Origin of the sequence: Lebetimonas sp. JH292 (assembly GCF_000523275.1) — a bacterium.
GTDB lineage: Bacteria > Campylobacterota > Campylobacteria > Campylobacterales > Nautiliaceae > Lebetimonas.
In genome coordinates, this window is the sequence record NZ_ATHQ01000001.1 from 106,453 (window position 1) to 127,308 (window position 20,856).

The 20,856-nt window shown below is 29.8% G+C and carries 26 protein-coding genes; 4 read left to right on the forward strand and 22 right to left on the reverse strand.

Features of this window, described 5'->3' with window-relative positions:
• Positions 1–38 precede the first annotated feature (38 nt).
• Genes DZ64_RS0100575 through DZ64_RS0100585 form a run of 3 tightly spaced genes read right to left on the reverse strand, consistent with a single transcriptional unit; the run spans position 39 to position 2,755 of the window.
• A complete protein-coding gene (locus DZ64_RS0100575) occupies positions 39–788 on the reverse strand; it encodes an ABC transporter ATP-binding protein (RefSeq protein ID WP_024789016.1) in 750 nt (249 codons plus the stop codon).
• Position 789: 1 nt separating this feature from the next.
• Positions 790–1,734, reverse strand: coding sequence for an iron ABC transporter permease (locus DZ64_RS10345; protein WP_035002992.1), 945 nt, complete (start codon positions 1,732–1,734; stop codon positions 790–792).
• A complete protein-coding gene (locus DZ64_RS0100585; protein WP_024786767.1) occupies positions 1,724–2,755 on the reverse strand; it encodes an iron ABC transporter substrate-binding protein in 1,032 nt (343 codons plus the stop codon). Before DZ64_RS0100585 ends, DZ64_RS10345 begins: the two co-directional genes overlap by 11 nt.
• 217 nt (positions 2,756–2,972) lie before the next feature.
• Here DZ64_RS0100585 and DZ64_RS0100590 point away from each other — a divergent pair, with 217 nt between their 5' ends.
• Complete coding sequence (locus DZ64_RS0100590) at positions 2,973–3,605, forward strand: helix-turn-helix domain-containing protein (RefSeq protein ID WP_024789017.1); 633 nt, start codon at positions 2,973–2,975, stop codon at positions 3,603–3,605.
• Here DZ64_RS0100590 and hypF read toward each other — a convergent pair.
• The 11 genes from hypF to DZ64_RS10355 all read right to left on the reverse strand — a co-directional run bounded on the left by hypF (position 3,600) and on the right by DZ64_RS10355 (position 14,469).
• Positions 3,600–5,105 carry a carbamoyltransferase HypF gene (gene hypF, locus DZ64_RS10350; RefSeq protein ID WP_369792100.1) on the reverse strand — a complete coding sequence of 502 codons (1,506 nt, stop codon included), beginning with the start codon at positions 5,103–5,105 and terminating at the stop codon, positions 3,600–3,602. The genes DZ64_RS0100590 and hypF overlap by 6 nt on opposite strands.
• A 1-nt stretch (position 5,106) precedes the next feature.
• On the reverse strand, positions 5,107–5,427 hold the full coding sequence (locus DZ64_RS13025; RefSeq protein WP_236618704.1) for a hypothetical protein: 321 nt from the start codon (positions 5,425–5,427) through the stop codon (positions 5,107–5,109).
• Positions 5,428–5,554: 127 nt separating this feature from the next.
• Positions 5,555–5,755: an acylphosphatase gene (locus DZ64_RS13030; protein WP_236618618.1), complete on the reverse strand. Its 201-nt coding sequence runs from the start codon at positions 5,753–5,755 to the stop codon at positions 5,555–5,557.
• A gap of 90 nt (positions 5,756–5,845) precedes the next feature.
• On the reverse strand, positions 5,846–7,594 hold the full coding sequence (locus tag DZ64_RS0100600; protein WP_024789018.1) for a hypothetical protein: 1,749 nt from the start codon (positions 7,592–7,594) through the stop codon (positions 5,846–5,848).
• Positions 7,591–8,163, reverse strand: a complete 573-nt coding sequence (locus DZ64_RS0100605) for a HyaD/HybD family hydrogenase maturation endopeptidase (RefSeq protein ID WP_024789019.1) — start codon at positions 8,161–8,163, stop codon at positions 7,591–7,593. Before DZ64_RS0100605 ends, DZ64_RS0100600 begins: the two co-directional genes overlap by 4 nt.
• Before the next feature lie 84 nt (positions 8,164–8,247).
• Positions 8,248–8,940 carry a Ni/Fe-hydrogenase, b-type cytochrome subunit gene (gene cybH / locus DZ64_RS0100610; protein WP_024789020.1) on the reverse strand — a complete coding sequence of 231 codons (693 nt, stop codon included), beginning with the start codon at positions 8,938–8,940 and terminating at the stop codon, positions 8,248–8,250.
• Between the two features lie 10 nt (positions 8,941–8,950).
• A complete protein-coding gene (locus tag DZ64_RS0100615; protein WP_024789021.1) occupies positions 8,951–10,687 on the reverse strand; it encodes a nickel-dependent hydrogenase large subunit in 1,737 nt (578 codons plus the stop codon).
• A gap of 3 nt (positions 10,688–10,690) precedes the next feature.
• The gene (locus DZ64_RS0100620) at positions 10,691–11,824 is read right to left on the reverse strand and encodes a hydrogenase small subunit (protein ID WP_024789022.1); all 1,134 of its coding nucleotides are present in this window, start codon (positions 11,822–11,824) and stop codon (positions 10,691–10,693) included.
• A gap of 105 nt (positions 11,825–11,929) precedes the next feature.
• Positions 11,930–13,090 carry a nickel-dependent hydrogenase large subunit gene (locus DZ64_RS0100625; RefSeq protein WP_024789023.1) on the reverse strand — a complete coding sequence of 387 codons (1,161 nt, stop codon included), beginning with the start codon at positions 13,088–13,090 and terminating at the stop codon, positions 11,930–11,932.
• Positions 13,065–13,934 carry a hydrogenase gene (locus tag DZ64_RS0100630; RefSeq protein ID WP_024789024.1) on the reverse strand — a complete coding sequence of 290 codons (870 nt, stop codon included), beginning with the start codon at positions 13,932–13,934 and terminating at the stop codon, positions 13,065–13,067. Before DZ64_RS0100630 ends, DZ64_RS0100625 begins: the two co-directional genes overlap by 26 nt.
• A complete protein-coding gene (locus DZ64_RS10355) occupies positions 13,918–14,469 on the reverse strand; it encodes a TetR/AcrR family transcriptional regulator (RefSeq protein ID WP_051430029.1) in 552 nt (183 codons plus the stop codon). Before DZ64_RS10355 ends, DZ64_RS0100630 begins: the two co-directional genes overlap by 17 nt.
• 81 nt (positions 14,470–14,550) lie before the next feature.
• Here DZ64_RS10355 and hypA point away from each other — a divergent pair, with 81 nt between their 5' ends.
• Positions 14,551–14,898, forward strand: a complete 348-nt coding sequence (gene hypA, locus DZ64_RS0100640; RefSeq protein ID WP_024789025.1) for a hydrogenase/urease nickel incorporation protein HypA — start codon at positions 14,551–14,553, stop codon at positions 14,896–14,898.
• Positions 14,899–15,707: 809 nt separating this feature from the next.
• Here hypA and DZ64_RS0100650 read toward each other — a convergent pair.
• From DZ64_RS0100650 to DZ64_RS0100700, 8 genes are all read right to left on the reverse strand, one after another.
• Positions 15,708–16,043 (reverse strand): hypothetical protein, encoded by a 336-nt coding sequence (locus tag DZ64_RS0100650; RefSeq protein WP_024789026.1) that lies wholly within the window; start codon positions 16,041–16,043, stop codon positions 15,708–15,710.
• 1 nt (position 16,044) lies between these two features.
• Positions 16,045–16,317 carry an EAL domain-containing protein gene (locus DZ64_RS11705; RefSeq protein WP_236618705.1) on the reverse strand — a complete coding sequence of 91 codons (273 nt, stop codon included), beginning with the start codon at positions 16,315–16,317 and terminating at the stop codon, positions 16,045–16,047.
• Positions 16,318–16,383: 66 nt separating this feature from the next.
• Positions 16,384–16,536: a hypothetical protein gene (locus tag DZ64_RS12135; RefSeq protein ID WP_156922579.1), complete on the reverse strand. Its 153-nt coding sequence runs from the start codon at positions 16,534–16,536 to the stop codon at positions 16,384–16,386.
• A 155-nt stretch (positions 16,537–16,691) separates the two neighbouring features.
• Positions 16,692–16,814, reverse strand: coding sequence for a hypothetical protein (locus DZ64_RS13630; RefSeq protein ID WP_255327497.1), 123 nt, complete (start codon positions 16,812–16,814; stop codon positions 16,692–16,694).
• A 68-nt stretch (positions 16,815–16,882) separates the two neighbouring features.
• On the reverse strand, positions 16,883–16,999 hold the full coding sequence (locus tag DZ64_RS12140; RefSeq protein ID WP_156922580.1) for a diguanylate cyclase domain-containing protein: 117 nt from the start codon (positions 16,997–16,999) through the stop codon (positions 16,883–16,885).
• A 153-nt stretch (positions 17,000–17,152) separates the two neighbouring features.
• Positions 17,153–17,356, reverse strand: coding sequence for a hypothetical protein (locus DZ64_RS0100690; RefSeq protein WP_024789028.1), 204 nt, complete (start codon positions 17,354–17,356; stop codon positions 17,153–17,155).
• Positions 17,357–17,559: 203 nt separating this feature from the next.
• Complete coding sequence (locus DZ64_RS0100695) at positions 17,560–18,708, reverse strand: HD domain-containing protein (RefSeq protein ID WP_024789029.1); 1,149 nt, start codon at positions 18,706–18,708, stop codon at positions 17,560–17,562.
• Position 18,709: 1 nt separating this feature from the next.
• Positions 18,710–18,910, reverse strand: a complete 201-nt coding sequence (locus DZ64_RS0100700; RefSeq protein ID WP_024786780.1) for a hypothetical protein — start codon at positions 18,908–18,910, stop codon at positions 18,710–18,712.
• A gap of 82 nt (positions 18,911–18,992) precedes the next feature.
• Between DZ64_RS0100700 and argH the strand changes: the two genes are divergently transcribed.
• Together argH and DZ64_RS0100710 are read left to right on the forward strand one after the other, a co-directional pair.
• Positions 18,993–20,375, forward strand: coding sequence for an argininosuccinate lyase (gene argH, locus DZ64_RS0100705; protein WP_201768455.1), 1,383 nt, complete (start codon positions 18,993–18,995; stop codon positions 20,373–20,375).
• A complete protein-coding gene (locus tag DZ64_RS0100710; protein WP_051429978.1) occupies positions 20,362–20,835 on the forward strand; it encodes an OsmC family protein in 474 nt (157 codons plus the stop codon). Before argH ends, DZ64_RS0100710 begins: the two co-directional genes overlap by 14 nt.
• The last annotated feature ends 21 nt before the right edge of the window (positions 20,836–20,856 follow it).

The following is a 20,856-nucleotide window of genomic DNA, read 5'->3' on the forward strand; positions in this document are numbered from 1 at the left end:
ATAATACATAATAAATTATAATATTTTCAAGACAGAATTCAACAGATAATTACAGGAGTATTGTTATAAAAAAATATATTTAAATTAATTTCATAAATATCTTTTAAAATATTTTTATTAATTTCATTCTTTTTACACTGATATTTAATTATTCCGTTTTTCATAAATATCAGCTTATCCGAATATTTCAAAGAAAGATTTATATCATGTATAATAATTATAGTTATTAATTCTTTTTCTTTTGTAATTTTTTTTATAAAATTAAGAATTTCCAACTGATTTTTTAAATCAAGATTATTTGTGGGCTCGTCAAGCAATAATATTTTGCTCTCCTGTACAATAGCTCTCGCTATTGCAATTTTTTGAAATTCCCCTCCGCTTATTTCATTTATCTGTTTATTTTTTAATTCATTTAAATTCAGTTTTTCTATTATTTCATTTACTTTATCAATATCTTCTTTTTTGGGAAAGAACTTAAAATAAGGCTTTCTTCCAAGCATTAAATAATCATATGTATTCAAATCGGTAATATCGTTTTTTTGTGATACATAACCGATTGTTTTGGCAAACTCGTTTATTTTTAATTTGTTTAAGTTTTTCTCATTTAAATAAACAGTGCCTTTTAAAGGTTTTAATATTTTTGCTATATTTTTAAGCAATGTGGATTTCCCTGCTCCGTTCTTTCCTGAAATAGAAACAATTTCCCCTTTTTTAGCCTCAAAAGTAATATCTTGTAATATTTTTGAACTTTTATAAGAAAATTCAAGATTATTTATTTTTAATTTCATTTTAACCCCTGTGAAGTTTAAAGAGCAAATATAAAAACATAGGGGCACCTATAAAAGAAGTAAAAATTCCCACCGGAATAATCACAGGAGAAAGAACTGTTCTTGAAACATCATCCGCAATAAGCAATAAAACAGCACCTATAACGGCACTCAAAGGAAAAATATATTTAAAATTCGAATTATTTAATATTATTTTTGAAATATGGGGAGCTATTAAACCTATAAAACCTATAATTCCAAAATATGCCACACATATTGAAGTCAAGATTGTTACCAAAATTAAAGAAACAAACAATATTTTATTTTTATTAACCCCTATATTTTCTGATTCTTTTATATTAAGAGCATTAAAATCCCACGATTTTAAATAAAAAAATATAAAAAAAATTAAAAACACAGTTCCTAAAACAATTAATTCTTGAAAATTAGCTCTTCCCAAATCCCCGAAACTCCAGTTAATTATTGCAGAAAGCTGGGTTTCATCGGAAAAATACTGCAAAAACATACTACCTGAAGAAAAAAGGGCACTAAAGGCAACACCGGCCAAAATAAGCGATTCGGCTGCAAAATTTTTCATTATTCCAAAAAGCAGTATAAAAACCATAACACTCAGTGCGCCCAAAAAAGCACTTTCAATTAAAAACATATTATTAAAGAAAACAACCGCTATACTAACCCCAAACAGCGCCCCGTGGGAAATACCCAAAGTAAACGGAGACGCCAAAGGGTTTTTTAAAACTGTTTGCATAACAGTACCGGCAATTCCCAAACTTGCACCGCAAAGCAAGGCACTTAAAATTCTCGGAAGTCTTATATTAAAAAGGATAAAATGATTTTGATTATTTAAGAATAAATCTTTTAAAGATATACTGAAATCTCCTATTTTCAGGGATATAAAAGCTATCCCCAATAAAAGGAGAAAAAAGAAAAAAATTTTACTTTTCATTCATCTCCAATTTTTTAAATCCGCCAAAAAATTTAGCCATTTGTTTGTAGCACGCTTTTCCAAGTAAAAATTTATATAATTCGTCTGCTTTTTTTACAGGATTTACATCTTTAAATTTATCCGGAAATACGACTTTTCCTATATAATAAGTATCTGCATATGCAGTTGCTATGTTTGTCATATATAAATTATACGGAAGTATGCCATAAACCTCGTTATTTTTTACAGCCTTTAAATTTTTAAAATTACTCATTTCTTTTTTTACAATTTTAAAACCTGATTCGTCTAAGAATATAATATCCGGATTTGCTTTATATAAAGCCTCTTTAGAAATAAAAACCTGAGATTTTGCATTGGATTTAATTACATTATTTATTCCGATTAACTCAAAAGGAGGAAATTTTGGCATTGTAGAGGTTATACCGTGAATTCCTTTAAATGCAACAGCTCCGATATAAATTTTTTTATCTGTTTTTGACGCCCTTTTTCTCAAATCTTTGTCTGTTTCAGTTAAAAATTCTTTTAACTTCTCGGCTCTTTTTTCATTATGAATAATTTTTCCGATAAGATTTAAAGAATAAAACAGTTTATCATTTGCGAATGTTCCTATTTTTCCGTAACTTAATACAACTACCGGAATATTTGTTTTGTTTTGAATGTTATCAGCCTGAGAAGCGTTAATATATCCTGCAAAAATAACATCGGGTTTTAAAGCAATAATTTTTTCCAAATCAGGATTAGGATTTGGCCCGCCCATTCCGATTACCGGAAGTTTTAAAAGATTAGGATGTGTTAACATATAAGGTTTTTTAGAATAAAAAGGAGATTTTTCTTTTTTTTCAATACCAACAACTTTATCTCCGCCCTGCATATAAACAACCAGTCTCAAAGCACCGGGGCCTATGGCAATAACCCTTTTCACATTATCTGAAACGTTTACAACCCTACCCAGTGAATCTTTAACACTCAAAGCAAAAACTGATACAAAACAAACAGCAATTAATAAAATTTTTTTTAACATAACAAATCCTTTAAATAAATTGAACCAAAAAAAAGGAGGAATTTTCTAAGATGGTCAAAGAAATTATATAATACAAACTTAAAAATTACTTAAAAAAACTTTTTTCTTGTATAATTATAGAACAGATTTTTAAAAAGAAGAAAAAGAAGGAACTTTCTAAAAGGTTCAAGTGAATTATAATTCATTTTTATTAAATAAGAGTTAAAAGGTCTAAAAAATGAGCTGCATCTATTGTAATCATTATATTTTATACAAATTAAAAAACGGATATTACAAATGCGCAAAATGCAAAAGAAAATTTTCACCGAAAAAAATTGAGCGGAAAGCAAAAATATTAAAAGGATTTTTAGATGAATTAAATCCCACGGAAATTGCTGAAAAATATAATATTTCATACGCAACGGTGGTAAAAGAAATACAAAACATAAGAAAAATAGTTGTAAATATTTGTGAAGAGGAATTTTTAAAAAAGCAGGATTTAAAAGAGTTTAATGAATATTTATATATACCCAAAACAAACAGAAAAAATAAAAATTCCATTTATAAAGCGCAAAATTTTTTAACTATCGATTATGGAGGGAAAATATACAATATACTGCTAAGCGATATGCAAAAATACAAAAATTTAAGTTATGAGGAAATTAAATCTCTTCTAAGGCAATCGCAGTTGATTAAAATACAAAAACAGATTTTAATATATCAGTTTTGGGAATATTTTGAAACATTTATTACCAAATATAAAGGTATCAAGGAAAAAAATTTTATATATTATTTAAAAGAAGCCGAATTCAGATTTAACAATTTTAAACTAAGCGTAAGTGAACTCGTAAATTATGAGATTCATCTATAAATTCCAAACTCCGTATGCTGCCTGCCCAACGCTGATACCCCCGTCGTTAACGGGAATTTTCTGATTAAAATAAAAACCATCTACTAAAGATAACATGGTTTTATTTTGAAAAACACCGCCTGTCAATAATACAGGCAGATTATAATTTTTTGAAATCTTTTTTATTAAATTGGCAAGGGAATTTAAAAAAACAGAAGAAATTAATTCAAAATTTCCCCTGTTTTTTGCCAAAAATTCAATTAAAGGATAAAAATTAATTCTTTTATTAATTTTTAAATCAATATATTCTTTTATTAAAGGATTGTAATATCTTTCAATCAGCATTCCGGAAAACCCCTCATATTCATTTCTTTCTATCATTCCGCCTAAAAATGCGACCATATCAAATATTCTTCCTACAGATGAAGTTAGAGGAAAATTTCCGTTTTTTAAGGAAGAGGCCAATTTATAATTTGAATATTTTTTTCCAATTTCATCATTTAAAAGACTGACCGCCATATTAGCAGGATATTTAACAGCTTTTTCTCCCCCTATTAATTTAAAATATTTAAAATGATGTACTCTTTCAAAATTTTTTCTGTTTGCTATAAAAACTTCACCTCCCCAAATAGCCCCGTCGTCTCCGTATCCGGTCCCGTCCCATGCAAACACCAAAGCTTCATTTAAATCAAATTCAAAAAGCCCGCTTAATGCATGTGCGAAGTGATGTTGAATTTGAATAATTTCTTTTTTTTGATTTTTTGCCCATTTTGTAGATTCATAATACGGATGTTTATCACAGATTATAATATCTTCTTTAAAATCATAAAGTCTTCTAAAAGTCTCAATTGTCCTTTCAAAATACTCAATACTGTCAATTGTGCCTAAATCCCCAATATGAGGCGATAGTATCATTTTATTATTAAAGGCAAGGGTTATAGTATTTTTCTGATTAGCTCCAACTGCAAGTATATTTGGTTTTATATTTTGTTTAATACTAAATGATTTTGGAGCATATCCACGTGAGAGTCTCATAGTGATAAACTTATTTTTAACACTTTGTACAACCGAATCATCGCATGCGTTTACAATATCCCTGTTATAATCAAGTATATAATCTACAACATTTCCAAGTTTTTTAATTAACTCATCACTATCTCTTATAATTGGATCGTTGCTTATATTAGCGCTTGTAGCAACTATAGGAAAATCTAAAAAGTTAAAAAGTAAAAAATGCACGGGGGTATAAGGCAAAAACACGCCGTATTTTCCGATACCGGGAGCAATGCCGGTTAGCTCTTTTTTCTTTTTTACAATAACTATCGGTTTTTCTTTTGAAAGAATTAATTTTTCATCATTTTCATTTATTTCACAGTATTTTTTTATATTTTCAATATTTTTAAACATAATTGCAAAAGGTTTGGAAGGTCTTCTTTTTCTTTCTCTCAATTCCAAAACCGCTTTTTCGTTTGTAGCATCACATACTAAATGAAAACCTCCCAGTCCTTTGATAGATACAATTTTACCCTTCTTTTATTTTTTCAGCAATAAATTCAATCTTTTCAATTTCTTCATTAAATTCAATAGTTCTATATTTTTCACTTTCAACTTTACATTTAACACTGAGTTTCGGCCCGCAGTCATAACAGCTTATCGGCTGGGCATGATATCTTCTGTCCATCGGATTAGTATATTCCCTGTAACATTTTTCACACATTTTAAATTTTTTCATTGAAGTATTAATTCTATCATAAGGAATATTTTTTATAATCGTATATCTAGGACCGCAGTTTGTGCAGTTAATAAACGGATACAAAAACCTTCTGTTATTTTTATCATACATTTCTTTCAAACACTCCTCACATACACAGATATCAGGAGATATTGAAGTGGTTTTTGTAGTTTCTTTTGATTCTTTTATTATAAAATTTTTATATCCCTTAAAAGATAAAACTTCTTTTTTAATAGAATCAATTCTTGCGAGAGGAGGAAGATTTTGTTTTTAAAACATCGATAAATTTATCTATATTTTCACCCTCTATTTCAACAATCACACCGTCAGAACTGTTTAAAACATATCCTCTGAGATTTAATTTTTTAGCAATTTTGTATACAGTGGGTCTAAAACCTACACCCTGGACTATTCCGTTTATTTTATATCTTATTCTCATAAAATACCTTATTTAAAAGAAGTAAAAAGGAGAAAAAATGAAAAAAGCGACTTACAAATAAAATTATACAAAAAAGGTATTAAACTATCGTTAAGATTTTGAGTTAATAACTGCATTTCCATATGCTTCTATTGCACCGCTTAGAGGAAGCGCCTTTGGCACAAAAACAGAATAGTTTTTAGAAATATAAGTATAAATTTTATTTAAAAATTCACCTTCAAACATGTCTCCCGCTAAAACAGCTCCGCTTAATACCATTTCTTTATTTAGAGTTTCATAAATATTATTTAAAAATTCCGCAAAACTCTCAACTATCCCGTAACTTAACAGATAATCATCAACACCGGCAAGCCTGAAGCTCATAGCCGTTCTGATTGCCCAGAGAGGATCTAAATTCCGCTCATTCATTTTATAATCAATTCTTGGACCTTTTTTAGTCATTGCAGAACTTGAAAATTCCATTATTTTTTCGGCAGCTTCGTCAATATTATCACTAAATCCCAAAACTATACCTATAAGGCCCCACAAATAATAAACCCCTTTTTTATCGGTGTTTAAATTTGCTTTCATTGCATTCAAAAACAAATCATTTCTTTTTTCCGAAAAATTCTTTACAAGTTTTTTGCCTGTATCGTTCATTGCGGCAATTGATGCAAAAATTTCTTCAAAAGAATTAAATTTAAACTCAAACGAAATATATTCAACAAGTCCGAATTTTGGAGAATTTAATAAAATTTTACTTTCATCGCTTTTATACAAAATATATCCAAGCGTAATTTTATCTTCTAAATTCCACATATCGACAACACCGTAAAAACCGGCAAGATATTTAGGATTTTCTTTTGCCTTAATTTCCGGAAAATTTTCTTTTAAATCTAAAACAGTTTTTTCTTCTGTGGAATAAGCGGCATATTTATCATTAATTCCTGCAGAATTACCAAGTGATTTTTCAAATTTGGGAATCAATCCCCTGTCACCTTTTACGGGAATAATTACATGTTCTTTTGTATCTGTGACAACAGCCAATATTTCTTCATCTTTTTTAATATCAAAATTAAAAAATTCAGCTTCCCCCGCTCCTTTTAATCCTATAAGTTTAATATCGTTTTTAATTTCTTCGCATAAAAGTTCAAGTATCATATCATCAGGCAGCTTTACATAATATGCAGGAGTTGAAAGTCCAAACGTTTTTTTAAAATCTATATTGGTTTTTAATTTAATAAAAGGTTTTTCAATACTTGCCAAAGCCTTCGCATCTCCATCAAAGCTCATAAAATAAGAGGCAACAGCACTCAAATCAACCGCCAAAATTGCATCAACATTTTCTAAATTTGTTGTTAATTTATATTTACCGTTAAACGTACCAATACAAACCTCACCGTCTTTTTTCAGTTTCTCGGCAATTTCTTCAAAATATTTTTTTCTTTCGTTTTTATCATTTAATTTTTCATTATCAATTTTCAATTCTTCATTTAACTGATATCCGCATATTTCACAATGATGCATTGGATTATAATAATTTTTATTATTTACATCTTTTACCTCACTTAAACATCTCGGGCACGGAGGCAGGTTTCTTTTGGGAAAGTCATTTGATAAAAATTCACTAAATTCTTCTGTAACTTCAGCATTTAAAGAATTTAAAAAAATAGACATCGGAAGTTCATGAGCTAATTTTGAGGAATATTGCTCAATTTCTTTTTCATTACCTTTTACATATACATATAAATATTCGTTTTCTTTTTTAATGCCAATTGGTAAATTCATCTCTTTTGCAACTCTTATAAAAAATCTCTCCAGCAAATCTCCACTGTATTTTAAAACAAATTTAATTATCATACTTCTAATCCTTTTAATGATTCTTCCGGAACACCCCTTTTAAAAGATTCTTTAGCAACTTCTGTAAGTTTTACATCAGGATTTTTAATTTTTGCTTCAATCCCTAATTTATTGAGTTCTGTAATTAAAATCTTTTCCATTAATTTTGCGGCTTCCTGAACCTCGGGGGTTATACTAAAAGTAGTATCTTCACCTATTACATATGGCACTACTCCTATAATTTTTGTTTCAGGCAAATCACCCATCATATCAATCATTTGAAGGGTTTGAAGCATTTCAACTTCATGTGCACTACCTTGCCAACTAACGCACTCAGGCACATTTCTAAAATCAAAAAAATAGACATCTCCTATTTTTGCCTCGTCAACATCCACACAGTCAAATACAAAAACCCTGTCGTATTCAACAATTATAGGTATCAGTCTCTGAGCAAGAGTACCTCCGTCAATTATGTCAATTTCATGAGGACCCATGAAGTCATATTTTTCATCAATATAATTTGCAAGATGGACTCCGATTCCCTCATCACCAAATAATATATTACCTATTCCCAAAATTAATATTTTCATTTTTTACCTTTGATTTTAAGATTATATAGTAGGTAGAAAACAGGGCTCTGTTCACTACTTACTATATAAAAGAGAAAAAGAAGATTATTCTTCTTCTTTTTCCCATTTCATACCTGAGAATATTGCATCCATTGAACCGTTTTTGTTAAATACACCGTTAAATACAGCCATATAAATGTGAATAAATACAATAATTATAATCAGCCACATAAATATATGATGCCAAAGTCTTACATAAGCAAGTCCTCCGAAAAATGTTTCAACAGCTTTTGCGAACGGATAAAAAAAGGCACCCATTCCGTTATGATAAACTTCGGCATATAAAGCAAGACCAGTAATAATAATACCGTAAAAAAACAGATAAAGTGCAAAATATGCCCAAAATTGCAACGGATTGTAAACACCTTTAGTGTGTGGATGTTTAGAAACAAATAAATAATATCCAACTTGTTGGAGAGCCACTTTTATATTAAACGCATCTTTTAATGAAGCTCTTTCATATTTTCCTTCCCTAAAAAAGAAGAAATAAAAAGTTTTATACAAAACTGCGCCAATCATTGCAAAACCGAAAATAATATGCAATTCCCTAAAATATCCCTGTGTAAACCTGGTTGGATCTACAGAAACATTTGCATATGTCACATAAGGATTGGCAATATAAAACCCGGTTGCAATAAGAGCAAAAATAGAAATGGCTCTAATCCAGTGCTGCCATCTATAACCGGCGGAAAATTCTATTCCGCCTAAATAATTTCCCATTACTTTTAAAAATTTCATTTGTGCCTCCTTAGCATGCACCATATAGTGGGTCTACTTTAAATTCACCTAATTTTTTACCTTTAACATCCATAACATGAACTGCACATGCAATACATGGGTCATAGCTGTGAATACTTCTGATAACTTCTAAAGGTTTGCTTGGATCAGCCAATTTCATACCAATTAAGTTTGCTTCGTAAGCGCCTTTTTCACCGTTTCCGTCCACTGGACCGGCATTCCAGGTTGACGGAACAACTGCTTGCCAGTTTTCGATTTTTCCGTCTTTAATTCTACACCAGTGGCTCAACATTCCTCTTGGGACATCCCCGATGTATCTTCCCTTATATTCTTTATTAGTGTCAATTTTATATGGTGTGACTGTTGATTTGTCAGATTTTAAATTTTCAACCAAATTATTAAATGCTGCAATTCCATAATCTGCAATAACTTTAGTTTGAAGCATTCTAGCAGCAGTTCTTCCAAGAACAGTAAACAATGCTTTTGCAGGAAGTCCTGTTTGAGCCAAAAATTCATCAACGACTTTTTTAACCCTTGGATTTCCTTTTGCATAATTAACTGCCATACATGCAAGAGGTCCCACTTCCATAGGTTTTTTATTATATCTTGGTGATTTAACCCATGAATATTTTCCTTGTGGATTTACAACTTTTGCATTAACTTCATTACCTTTACCGTCAACTGATTTACCGTCAACATATCCTGTATAATTAGGAACAGTTTCTCCGTTATATGGATGTCTGAATCCTGTATCTTTATACCAGCTGTGAGTTACGTCTTCTTCTATTTTGCTTTCGTCAATTTCATAAAATTTACTCAAATCATGATTTAAAATATATCCGCTTGCATCAAACAGCCATTCATTTGCACCTATTTGATGCTCTTTGTATGTTAAGAAATTACCAAGGTTTGTAAGCTGAACAACACTTGGTTCATTTCCAAATGCAGCAGCAGCCATTACTATATCTGCATAATATGCCCTGTTTGCATAATCAGCCAAAATTTGGAATTTTTGCAAATATTCTCCAAGTCTGCTTGGATCTTCCAAATCCATAGCACATGTAACACCGCCGACTGTTAAACTTTGCGGATGAGGGTTTTTACCACCGAAAATTGCCATTGCCTGAGCCGCAATTCTTTGAATTTCAAGTGTTTTTAAATAATGGCTAAGTGCAATTAAATTTTGCTCAGGTGTAAATCTCATTGTTTTGTGACCCCAATACGCATTTTTAAATGGGCCTAAATCACCTTTTTCGGCAAATTTTGCCACTCTTTTTTGAACTTCTCTCAATTCATCTTCACCTGTTGCTATTGGATTATATCCTTTTGGTACATATTTAAACGCTTCTTCGCTCGCTTTTTTAGGGTCGGCTTTAAGTGCGCTTATAATATCTACCCAGTCAAGCCCGTGCAATTGATAAAAATGGACCATATGGTCATGAAAAAACAGTGCCATATTCATTAATTCTCTTGTAAGTTTTGCATTTAGAGGGGGTTCTATCCCCAAAGCATCTTCTACAGCCATAATTCCGGCTTTATAATGAGAATATGTACAAACACCGCATATTCTTTGTGTCATAAATCCTGCGTCTCTTGGATCTCTTCCTTTTAAAATTACTTCAATACCTCTCCATAGAGTTGCAGAAGAATAAGCATCTTTAATTATATTATTATCATCCAATACAACTTCTACCCTTAAATGCCCTTCAATTCTTGTAATCGGGTCTATTACTACTCTTTTTGCCATTCTCTACTCCTTAGGATTTTTAATTGCACTAAGTGCTGCATGAGCTACAATTGCGACACCTGCCACCACTAAAATAGTTGCACCGATTTTATCTGCTGTAGCATCTACTGTAGCTGAAGCAAATTTATGATTTGCAAGCGGTTCTTCATATGGAGCCATAGAATCCCAGAAATCTGGTTCAGAACATCCTATACAACCGTGTCCCGCCTGAACCGGCCAAGATGTATGTTGGTTAAATCTTTCTCTTGAACAGTTATTAAATGTATAAGGTCCTTTACAACCTACTTTATATAAACAAAATCCGTTTTCTGCACCGTGATCACCGAACTCTTCAACAAATTCACCGGCATCAAAATGCCCTCTTCTTTCACATAAATCGTGAATTCTAAGTCCGTATGCAAATTTAGGTCTGTTGAAATTATCAACTGCAGGAAGTGCACCGAATAATATTACATATAATACAGTTCCAACAATATTTTTTGCACTTGGAGGACAGCCTGGTACATTTATTACTGGTTTATTGATTACCTGATAAACACCTTTTACACCAGTTGGGTTTGGTGCTGCTGCCTGAATACCTCCAAAACTGCTACAAGTACCGACACTTATAACTGCAGCCGCTTTATCGGCAGTTCTTTTTAATTTTTCAAGCCCTGTTTCAGCATGCGGGCCTATTGTTAAAAATTCACCGCCATCTTTTGTAGGTACACCGCCTTCAACACATAATACAAATCTACCTGCAAATTTTTCCATAGCTTCTTCAAAATTTTCTTCTGCCTGCCATCCGGCTGCAGCCATGATTGTATCATGGTATTGAAGATTGATGAAATTAAAAAGAATATTGTCAATTGTAGGAGAGTCGTTTCTGATTAAACTTTCACTACATCCTGTACATTCAGCCAAATGAAGCCAAACAACTGGCAATCTATCACTGACTTCTGCCGCTTCGGCAATTAACGGAGAAAATTTTGTTGGAAGTCCAAGCATTACAGCCATAGCCGCAGACCATTTTAGAAAATCCCTTCTTGTAAATCCATGTTCTTCCAAAACCTCAGCTACACTTTTTTGTCCAATTCCTGGAAGTTTTTTGAGAGTTGCTAATCTCTCTTTAATTTTTTGGATAGTTGCTTCATTCATTTTATCCCTCCAATTTTTTTGTTCAACATTATTATATACTAAATAAATGTTCATTTTCAATAGTTATAAGCAAAATTTATCAAATTTTATTAAAATTTTATTAATTTAATGGCTGACACAGACAGCACATATATCAAAACATTTAAAAATTGAATCAATATATTCTTTTTTTTCGTTTATCATTGCAGACTGGGCGGCGGATAATTTGTTTTTATCCTTTGAAGAGGAAAGGTTAAACTGTGTGGGAACTATAATATTGTAATAAGCGATTTTTCCGTTTTTTATTTCTATCTCATGAATCAGGCTTCCTCTGGGCGCTTCGACAGCGGCAATCCCTTTTGAATTACTCATTCCACATTTTATATATGAAGGCTCGCATATATCTATTTCTTTTATTTTATTAATTAAATATTCTAAAATGAGTAAACCTTCATATACCCTTGTAAGAATTCTCGTAAATATACTGTTTTTGTAATTATTATAAATTTTTCTTATATTTTCATTGTTTATATTTCTTGCAAGAGGACCTACTTCCACAAACTCCCCGTTATATAAAACATTTTTGCTTAAAGACGAATTTTCAACTTCTTTAACCAAATTGACATCACCGTTTTTTTTAAAAAAAAGATTATCTCCCAAAACCAAAAACCTGTTAATACTTTTACCAATATCTTTAGGCAGATTTTCAAAAAAAAGCTCAATATCCTCTGAATTTAAGTTCAAATCCATAATTTTCTCTTGATATTTTTCATAAATTTTATTTAATAAATCTTTTAATTTTATTATTTCCAAATTTGTGGGGTCTGAGGTAACACCTCCGGGAACCATATAGGAATTATGTGGATACTGCCCCGCAATAAGAGCTATTGCCTTTGAAATCAACGCGGCAAATTCGCCTGCTTTAAAAATATATTTTTTATCTTTTATCTGTGTTGGGAAAAGTGTAATATAAAACCATTTGATATGATTTTCCACAATTTCAAGCCCAACAGTAATATCTCTTAAAATTTCAGCTTTCTTTGAAACTTTTGCATTTACAGCATTCTCAATTGCTTTTACGGTGGCAAACAGATGGGAATGGCCGCAAATACCGCAAATTCTCGGGTTAATAACCAAAGCATCCATTACGGGCCTGTTTATTAAATAACTTTCAACACCCCTGTATTGCCAAAATTCTATTTCAACAAAATCCACTTTTTCTTCACCGTAAATTTTTAAGCTTGCTTCACCTTCTATTTTGTTAACAATTTTTTTTGTTATTTTCATTCTCACATCCGTCTATTAATTTTTTTGAAAGTCTTTCGTTTTTTAAACTCTTTGCCATTCCGCTGATAGTAAGATATGCCCTTTTACTAACTCCAAGAGGAATTTTTGCAGGAATTCCCATAAAAGTTTCTGTTTTAAAAAGCCCTGTTTTTGGAAAATTTTTTTCTGTACAGCCAAAACATGGAGTTCCGGCTCTCGGTTTTGAATTTACTTCATTCCATAAAATTTTATTACAGTTACTGTGGGTATACGGCCCCTGACATCCCTGTTCGTAAAAAAGACACCCTTCTTTTGTTCCGAAAGCCTCAGCATCTATTTTCCATTCAAAATATTCATTCCTGCTGCATCCGCTGTGGGAAGTGTATGAGAAAATTTCTTTTGGCCTGTTTTCTTCGTCCAATAAAATTTTTTTATTTTCATACAACATATTCAACACATAAGCAAGCCATTCATAATGAGCGGGGCATCCGGGAATATTGATTATTTTGTCTCTGCATTTATAAAAAGCCCCTTTTTGTTCTTTATTAAACATTAGACCTTCCCCAAATACTCCGCCGTATACGGCACAGGTTCCAAGTGCAATTATTTTGTCTGCTTTAAAAAAGAGTTTTCTTATTAAATCGTTAAGATTAAACCCGAGTCTTGGAAAATTATTTTTTAAAGCACCTTCTACAATTAATATGTCACTTTTTTGTAATTCAAACGGAGGAGAATCAAAAACCGGATGGTATAAAAAATCAAATTTTTTATAAATTTCATTTAAAAACGGATAATTTATAAAAGAATGTGTACAGCCGTTACACCCTACAGCGTCTATCCATATTATTTTAAGCTTTGAGCGCATTGTAAATATTCTCACTTACACTTTCAACATATTCTTTTAAAGGTTTGGGTAAAATTCTTTCTTTGCTTAAAAACACAAGACCGCCTAAATATCCCATAAAAAGACCGAATGCTGAGAAAAAATCCTGGTTTTTAAGTTCTTTTTTTCTTACACCCTCTTCTAAAAATATCATAATTTCCGTTACAAATGCACTAACACAAAGCATCCCTTCACACCCGTTTGCAAATATTTCTTTATTGGAAAGATAAACTCTCATAAAATAATCCACTAATTCCGGTTCACTCTCGGCCATGTCAAAATAGAGCTCGGTGATTTTTTTTATTTTTTCTTTGCTTGGAATATTCATTTCGTTAATTTCTTTCAATTTTTCTCCGAATCTGTTTGAGGTATAAATAAGAAGTTCTTTTGCCAGTGATTCTTTAGAGGGAAAATAATTATACATATTCCCCACGCTCATCCCCATCTCTTTTGCAATATCTGCAATAGTTGTATTATAAAAACCGTGTTCAGCAAAAAGTTTTAAAGCTGTTTTCATTATTTGAGTTTTTTTAGTCTCTTTTGCCACTTTTTAGCCTTTTTTTATAATTATAATATAATTTCACAAAAAAGGTAAAAAATGCACGAATATTCAATTGTAGATTCTCTTTTACAGCTTGCTGACGAACACGCAAGAAAAAACAACGCAAAAAAAGTTACAAAACTTGAAATTAAAATAGGAGTTTTAAGCGGGGTTGAGCCGGATTTATTACAAACGGCATTCGAAACATTCAAAGAAGGAACTATCTGTGAAGAAGCCGAATTTATTATGAAAATCCAGCCTGTAATAATTCGGTGCAGGAACTGTGGATACGAAGCGGAGCTTAAAAAAGATGAATACCGCTGCCCAAAATGCAACAGTGGAAATTTAGAAATAATAGACGGAGAAGATATGTATTTGATGAGCCTTGAACTTGAGAAAGATTAAATTTTCTCTTTTATTTCCTTAATAATTTCAAGCTGTTTTTGGGCAATAAAATGTGATAATTTAATTCCAAATAAAATTTAATTCCGTCAACAATTCTTTTTACAAATTGTTATTATAGCTTTTAAATCAAATTTTTCATTTAAATCAAATTCGATATTTATTTCCATCTCCATTTTATATTCATATATAAAAGTAGTCTGAATTGTGGCATTTATTATATTATCCCATGTTAAAAAACTTTTTAACGGAGGGTTTAATTCTAAAGTATAGTATTGTTTTCAATATCAAAATCTTTTACAACACCCCTTATTAAAATATTTTCAAATTCTATATCTATAAAATTTCCAATTTCAACTATTTTTATTTTTTAACTTCTATAATATTTTTTTCATAATCAATCTTATAAATGACCGCTTTGTCACTGATTGATAATTTATTATAATACGCCCTTATTGTTAATTTTTCTTTTACGGCGATAAACTAAACAAACTTTTTTACAATTTTTTCTCTCTTTTCTTCAAAATAAATATATTCCTGTCTCTTTTTATTGTTACAATTTTTTCTTTAAAAGAGATAAGTTCATTTTCATAAAAAAATTTATTGTTTTTTAAAATATTTTTTCTTTAATAGCAAAATCAACTTTCGACCTTCCGTAAATATAATTTAATAAGAGTAAATTTTCAAGTTCAACACAAACAATAAAAAATTTTTTATTCAAAGATATATATTCTTCTACTTTATTTTTAAATAATGTATCAGTATACAAATTGGTAAGAGCATCATAAAAATTATTTTCTTTAACTTTTTCATTAATGCCTTAAACCACTCTTTTTTATCTTTTTTGAATAAATCCTCAAAACAATTAGCTTTTCAATATCCACTTTTTCAAAATTATCTAATAACTGTTCATAAAAATTTGTTTTTCTTTTATATAATTCGTGTAAATAAGAGCATTTTCTTACATCATTTTCTATTAAATCTATAAAATTGTTTACAAAACCTAATGCGAATCCTTTTTTAAATTTTGTTAAACTTAAATTGTTTTTATCAAAAAATTCTTTTACTTCTTTATCCTCAAGCCACAATTTAATTATTTCTTTTTTTGAATGTTTTAATTTTAATGCTATTTTTTTTCTAAGTTCCATATTATATCACCTCTCTTGGCTCTTCAATATAATATCCCTGAAAACCGTCTATTCCGAGTTCTACCAATACATCATAAACTTCCTTATTGTGTACAAACTCGGCTATAGTTTTTATGCCGAGGTCGTGTGCGAAATAATTCACATGTTTTACAATAGTATAGTATCTTTTGTTTTTATTAATCGTTTTTATCAAACTTCCGTCTATTTTTATGTAATCTGGATGAATATCTGCTAAATAACTAAAATTACTGTAACCTGTGCCAAAATCATCAATTGCTGTTTTAATACCATCTCTTTTATAAATTTGATAACTTCTTTGAAATCTTCCATTGCCTCTGTTTCAAGAACCCTGCCTTGCAGGTTTTAATATTTCAATATGTTCTTTTAAATACCGTTTAATTTTATCGTTATGTAAATCTTTGTATGAAAAATTAATTGAAAAATCTTCTCTTCTGTTTTTAAAATATAATGCGGTATTTTTAACATTATCCAAAAAGAAAAACGGACTTATTAACCTATCTTATTTTAACAGCTTTAATTTTTTGTTTTCCTGTCTTCAGTTAAAGCTTTTTTAACCATTTCTATTGATTCAAATTTTTTAATTACTTTTTCTTCAATATCCATTTTTTCATTATAAAAAACTATATTTCAATCATTGTTTTTAGCATATAATAAAGCTAAATGAAGTTTTTTAATTATATTTTCTTTGTTGCCATCCTTAATTATTGCCATAATTAATTCTATATTAAAAATAAAAAAATATTTTCTCAACCAATTCTTTACATAAAATCTCCCCAAAATTTAATACTATAAATTCGTCCGCGCTGTATCTGTATAATTCAATTATCAGGCAGCAAATTTTTTAAATTTTTAGCTAAATTTTTTAATACCATATCACCAACTTCTATTGAATAATAATTGTTTATCAAAGAAAAATTTTTAATATCTACAATCATTTAAATCTTTTTCAAGTATATTCAATACTTTTTAAAAATTATTTTTATATATTTTTCCTTTTTTTACAAATTTTTCAAAAACAGTTAAATCATTTTTCAATTTATTTTCAATATTTTTCAATAAAACATAAAAGAGAGCTGTTAATAATAAAATTAACAATGAAATAAAAACTCATTTAAATAAAAACTTTCTATTTGATTTTTGATTATATAAATATCATTTCCCAAAAGTTTACTGTCTGGATAAACTAAAATCCCTCCTTTTTCACTGTCTATAAAAATATATTTGTCCAAATGATGTTTATTGTAATTTTCTATGATTTTCTTAAAAGATTTACTTATTTCAAATATATTCAAACTTAAATTAATTTTGTCTTTTATTTTACTTTTTTATATATATCTCTGTCTCTATACAACTATTACAAATACAGAAATAGCCATATGTCACTATTTTAAATTGTTTGGACAGTTTCATAAAAAACCTTTTTTCAGTAATATTAGCAAAAAAACTTTTTTTTACTAAGAGTGATTATTCATTTATTTAAAAATAAAATATTTAATTAATCAAAAAAATTTTTATTAAAATATTTTCCTAAATTAATTTCGTAAATTTTTTTATTTTTATACATTTTCTCAAGTTCTGTTATTGCAATTTCAAGCTCATGAGATTTTATACCATAATGAATACTCATATAACTTTCCACAAAAGCTCCGAAATGATCGGCCGCTTTAATAAAATTTCCATCCACTGAATTTGCAATATTTTTAATTTCTTCAATATTTTCAACAATTTTATAACATCCGTCTTGAATAATTTTATTTTTAAATTCATCTTTTAAATAGATATTCATTATTTTTTGCATATTTTTAGGAAGCAGGGGTAAAATTTTCTCATCAATTAAAAAATGCTCATAACTTTTAAGTATTTCATCAAGACCTTTTACCTTATGTTTAACGGGGGCGATAATATCTCTCGTAAGGGCTTCCGGCAGGTCATGAAAAAGGGCTGTAAAAAAATTGTTAATTATCTTTTCTTTAATAAGCCCGGCCTCTTTTGATAGAAAATATGTAACCACTGCCACAAAAAGCATATGCCCAAGAACTGAAGTTTCAGGAACTCTCGGAGTATTTGCCCATCTTTTTTGAAATCTCATATTTCCGCATAAAGAGATAAAATCATAACTTTTTCTTTTAAGACTAAGTATCCTCACACCCTCTAAGTCATAAAAATCCTCAAGTTCGTTTTCTATATTGTTTTTAATCTCATCCATTCCATATATAAAAGGGGCTGTGTTGTAAATAATGTCAAATTCCCATTTTGTGGCGATAAAACTTGCTGCTGAATGGAGTCTGTTTTCTATTGAATCATCTTTTTTTAAAATTTTTATATATTCTATCAGTTCATCACTGATTTTTCCCCTAAGCTGATTTATTACAAACTCGTCAAGTTCTTTTCCTCTTTTTTTTCTTAAAAAATGATAAACGGGAGACTTTAAATCGGTAAGAACCGCCCTGTATAAAAGATTGGCAATTCCCAGATTTATAAATTTGTAATAATCTATATCTTTTTCAAAAAAACTGATTAAATAAGCTATTATAAATTTGTGTGCCTGTTTGTCAAGTTCAATAAATTTGACAGGACGTGGCAAATCGTTCCATCTTTCAATTGTAAATGCGGTAAAAATAAGTCTAATAATTTCGGCATTCATTTTATGCCTTTATATCAAGCAGACTTTTAAACATTTCATCCTCTGTTTTTATGGGTTTACTCTGGGCTTCAAAAGCTTTTGCATTTACATTTTCTTCTATTAAATTTTTGGCTAAATCTTTATTTTTGGCAATATTTTCAGCATTTTTATTAAATTTATCTGCATAATAATTCATGGCACTTATATTTGCATTTATTCTCATAATATTCCTTTTTGTATTCAACATTCATAATTCATAATTTTATTATACCACTTTTGTTATAATTTCACAAAAAAGGTAAATAATGAAACTTTGGGGCGGAAGATTTTCCAAACAGGCTGCAAAAATACTTGATGAATTTAACGCATCACTTCCTTTTGATAAAAAGCTTTATCTCGAAGATATAGAAGGCTCAATAGCACATTCTCAAATGCTGGCAAGTCAGGGAATTATTACACAAGATGAAGCTGAAAAAATAAAAAAAGGTTTACTTCAGATAAAAAAAGAAATAGAAGAAGGTAAATTTCACTGGGATATATCCGATGAAGATATACATATGGCTATTGAAAAAAGACTTATTGAATTAATTGGGGATACAGGAAAAAAACTGCATACTGCAAGAAGCAGAAACGACCAGGTGGCGGTTGATTTTAGAAGATGGGTATTAAAAAGAAACATAGAATTTTCTGAAAAAATAAAAGAGCTTATTGAAGTTTTTATTAAATTAGCAAAAGAAAATACTGACACAATAATGCCCGGGATGACACACCTTCAACACGCACAGCCAATTAGCTTTGCTTATCATATGCTGGCATACGCCTCTATGTTTAAAAGAGATTATGAAAGATTTATTGATAGTTTCAATAGAAACAACAAAAATCCGCTTGGATGCGCGGCACTTGCAGGCACACCGCATCCGATAGACAGATTTAAAACTACAAAAGCCCTTGGGTTTGATGAACCAACAATTAACTGCTTAGACAGCGTAAGTGACAGGGATTTTGCACTTGAGATATTATTTAATATTGCAATGCTTATGATGCATGCAAGCAGAATCAGTGAAGAGCTTGTTCTCTGGTCAACAAGCGAATTTTCTTTTGTTACTTTAAGCGATGAATACTCAACCGGAAGTTCTATAATGCCGCAGAAAAAAAACCCTGATGTGCCAGAACTCATTAGAGGAAAAACAGGAAGAGCTTATGGAAATTTAATGGCGCTTTTAACTGTTATGAAAGGACTTCCGCTTGCATATAATAAAGACACTCAGGAAGATAAAGAAGGTGTTTTTGACAGTGTAAAAAATGGACTAATTTCTATTGAAATACTTAAAGAAACACTAAAAACCATGAAAGTAAATAAAGGAAATATGTATAAAGCCTGTAAAAAAGGCCATTTAACTGCTACTGATTTAGCAGATTATTTAGTAAAAAAAGGAATTCCGTTTAGAGAAGCACACCACATAACAGGAAAAGCAGTAGCATTAGCGGAGAGCAAAGTAGTTGATTTAAGCGATTTAAGTATTGAAGAATTAAAACAAATAGATGAAAGAATAGATAAAGATTTAGATTTATGCCTTGAAAATTCAATGAATTCCAGAAAAAGTTTTGGAGGCACAGCCCCTGAGAGTGTAAAAAAACAAATTGAGTATTTTGAAAAGTTTTTAAAGGAGCATAATGATAAAAATTAGACATATAAATAATCATATTTACGAAGCTACAAATGGAAAAGATATAATAATAATTGATCCTAAAAAATACACCCCTGTAGATATGTTTATAACAGGTCTTGCAAACTGTTCGGCATATGATGTTGTAGAACTTTCAAAAGCAAAAGGAGAAATAGAAAATTTTACTTTGGAAGTTGAATATAAAAGAAAAGAAATTTATCCCAAAATTTTTACCGAATTTCATTTTATTTACAGTTTTAATTCAAAAGCGGATAATATGACAGCAAGAAGATGGGTATTAAGTTCACTTGAAACATACTGTTCAACAATCAATACTGTTCGAAATACAAGCAAAATTTATTATACTATTAAACATAACGGAGAAACTATAGCTTTTAAAGAAAGTATATTATCTGGACAAACACACAAACATAATAATGAAGATTTTGAAGAAGATGATGGATTTGGGTGTATAGCCTGAGGAGGATAAAAAGGGCTTCGT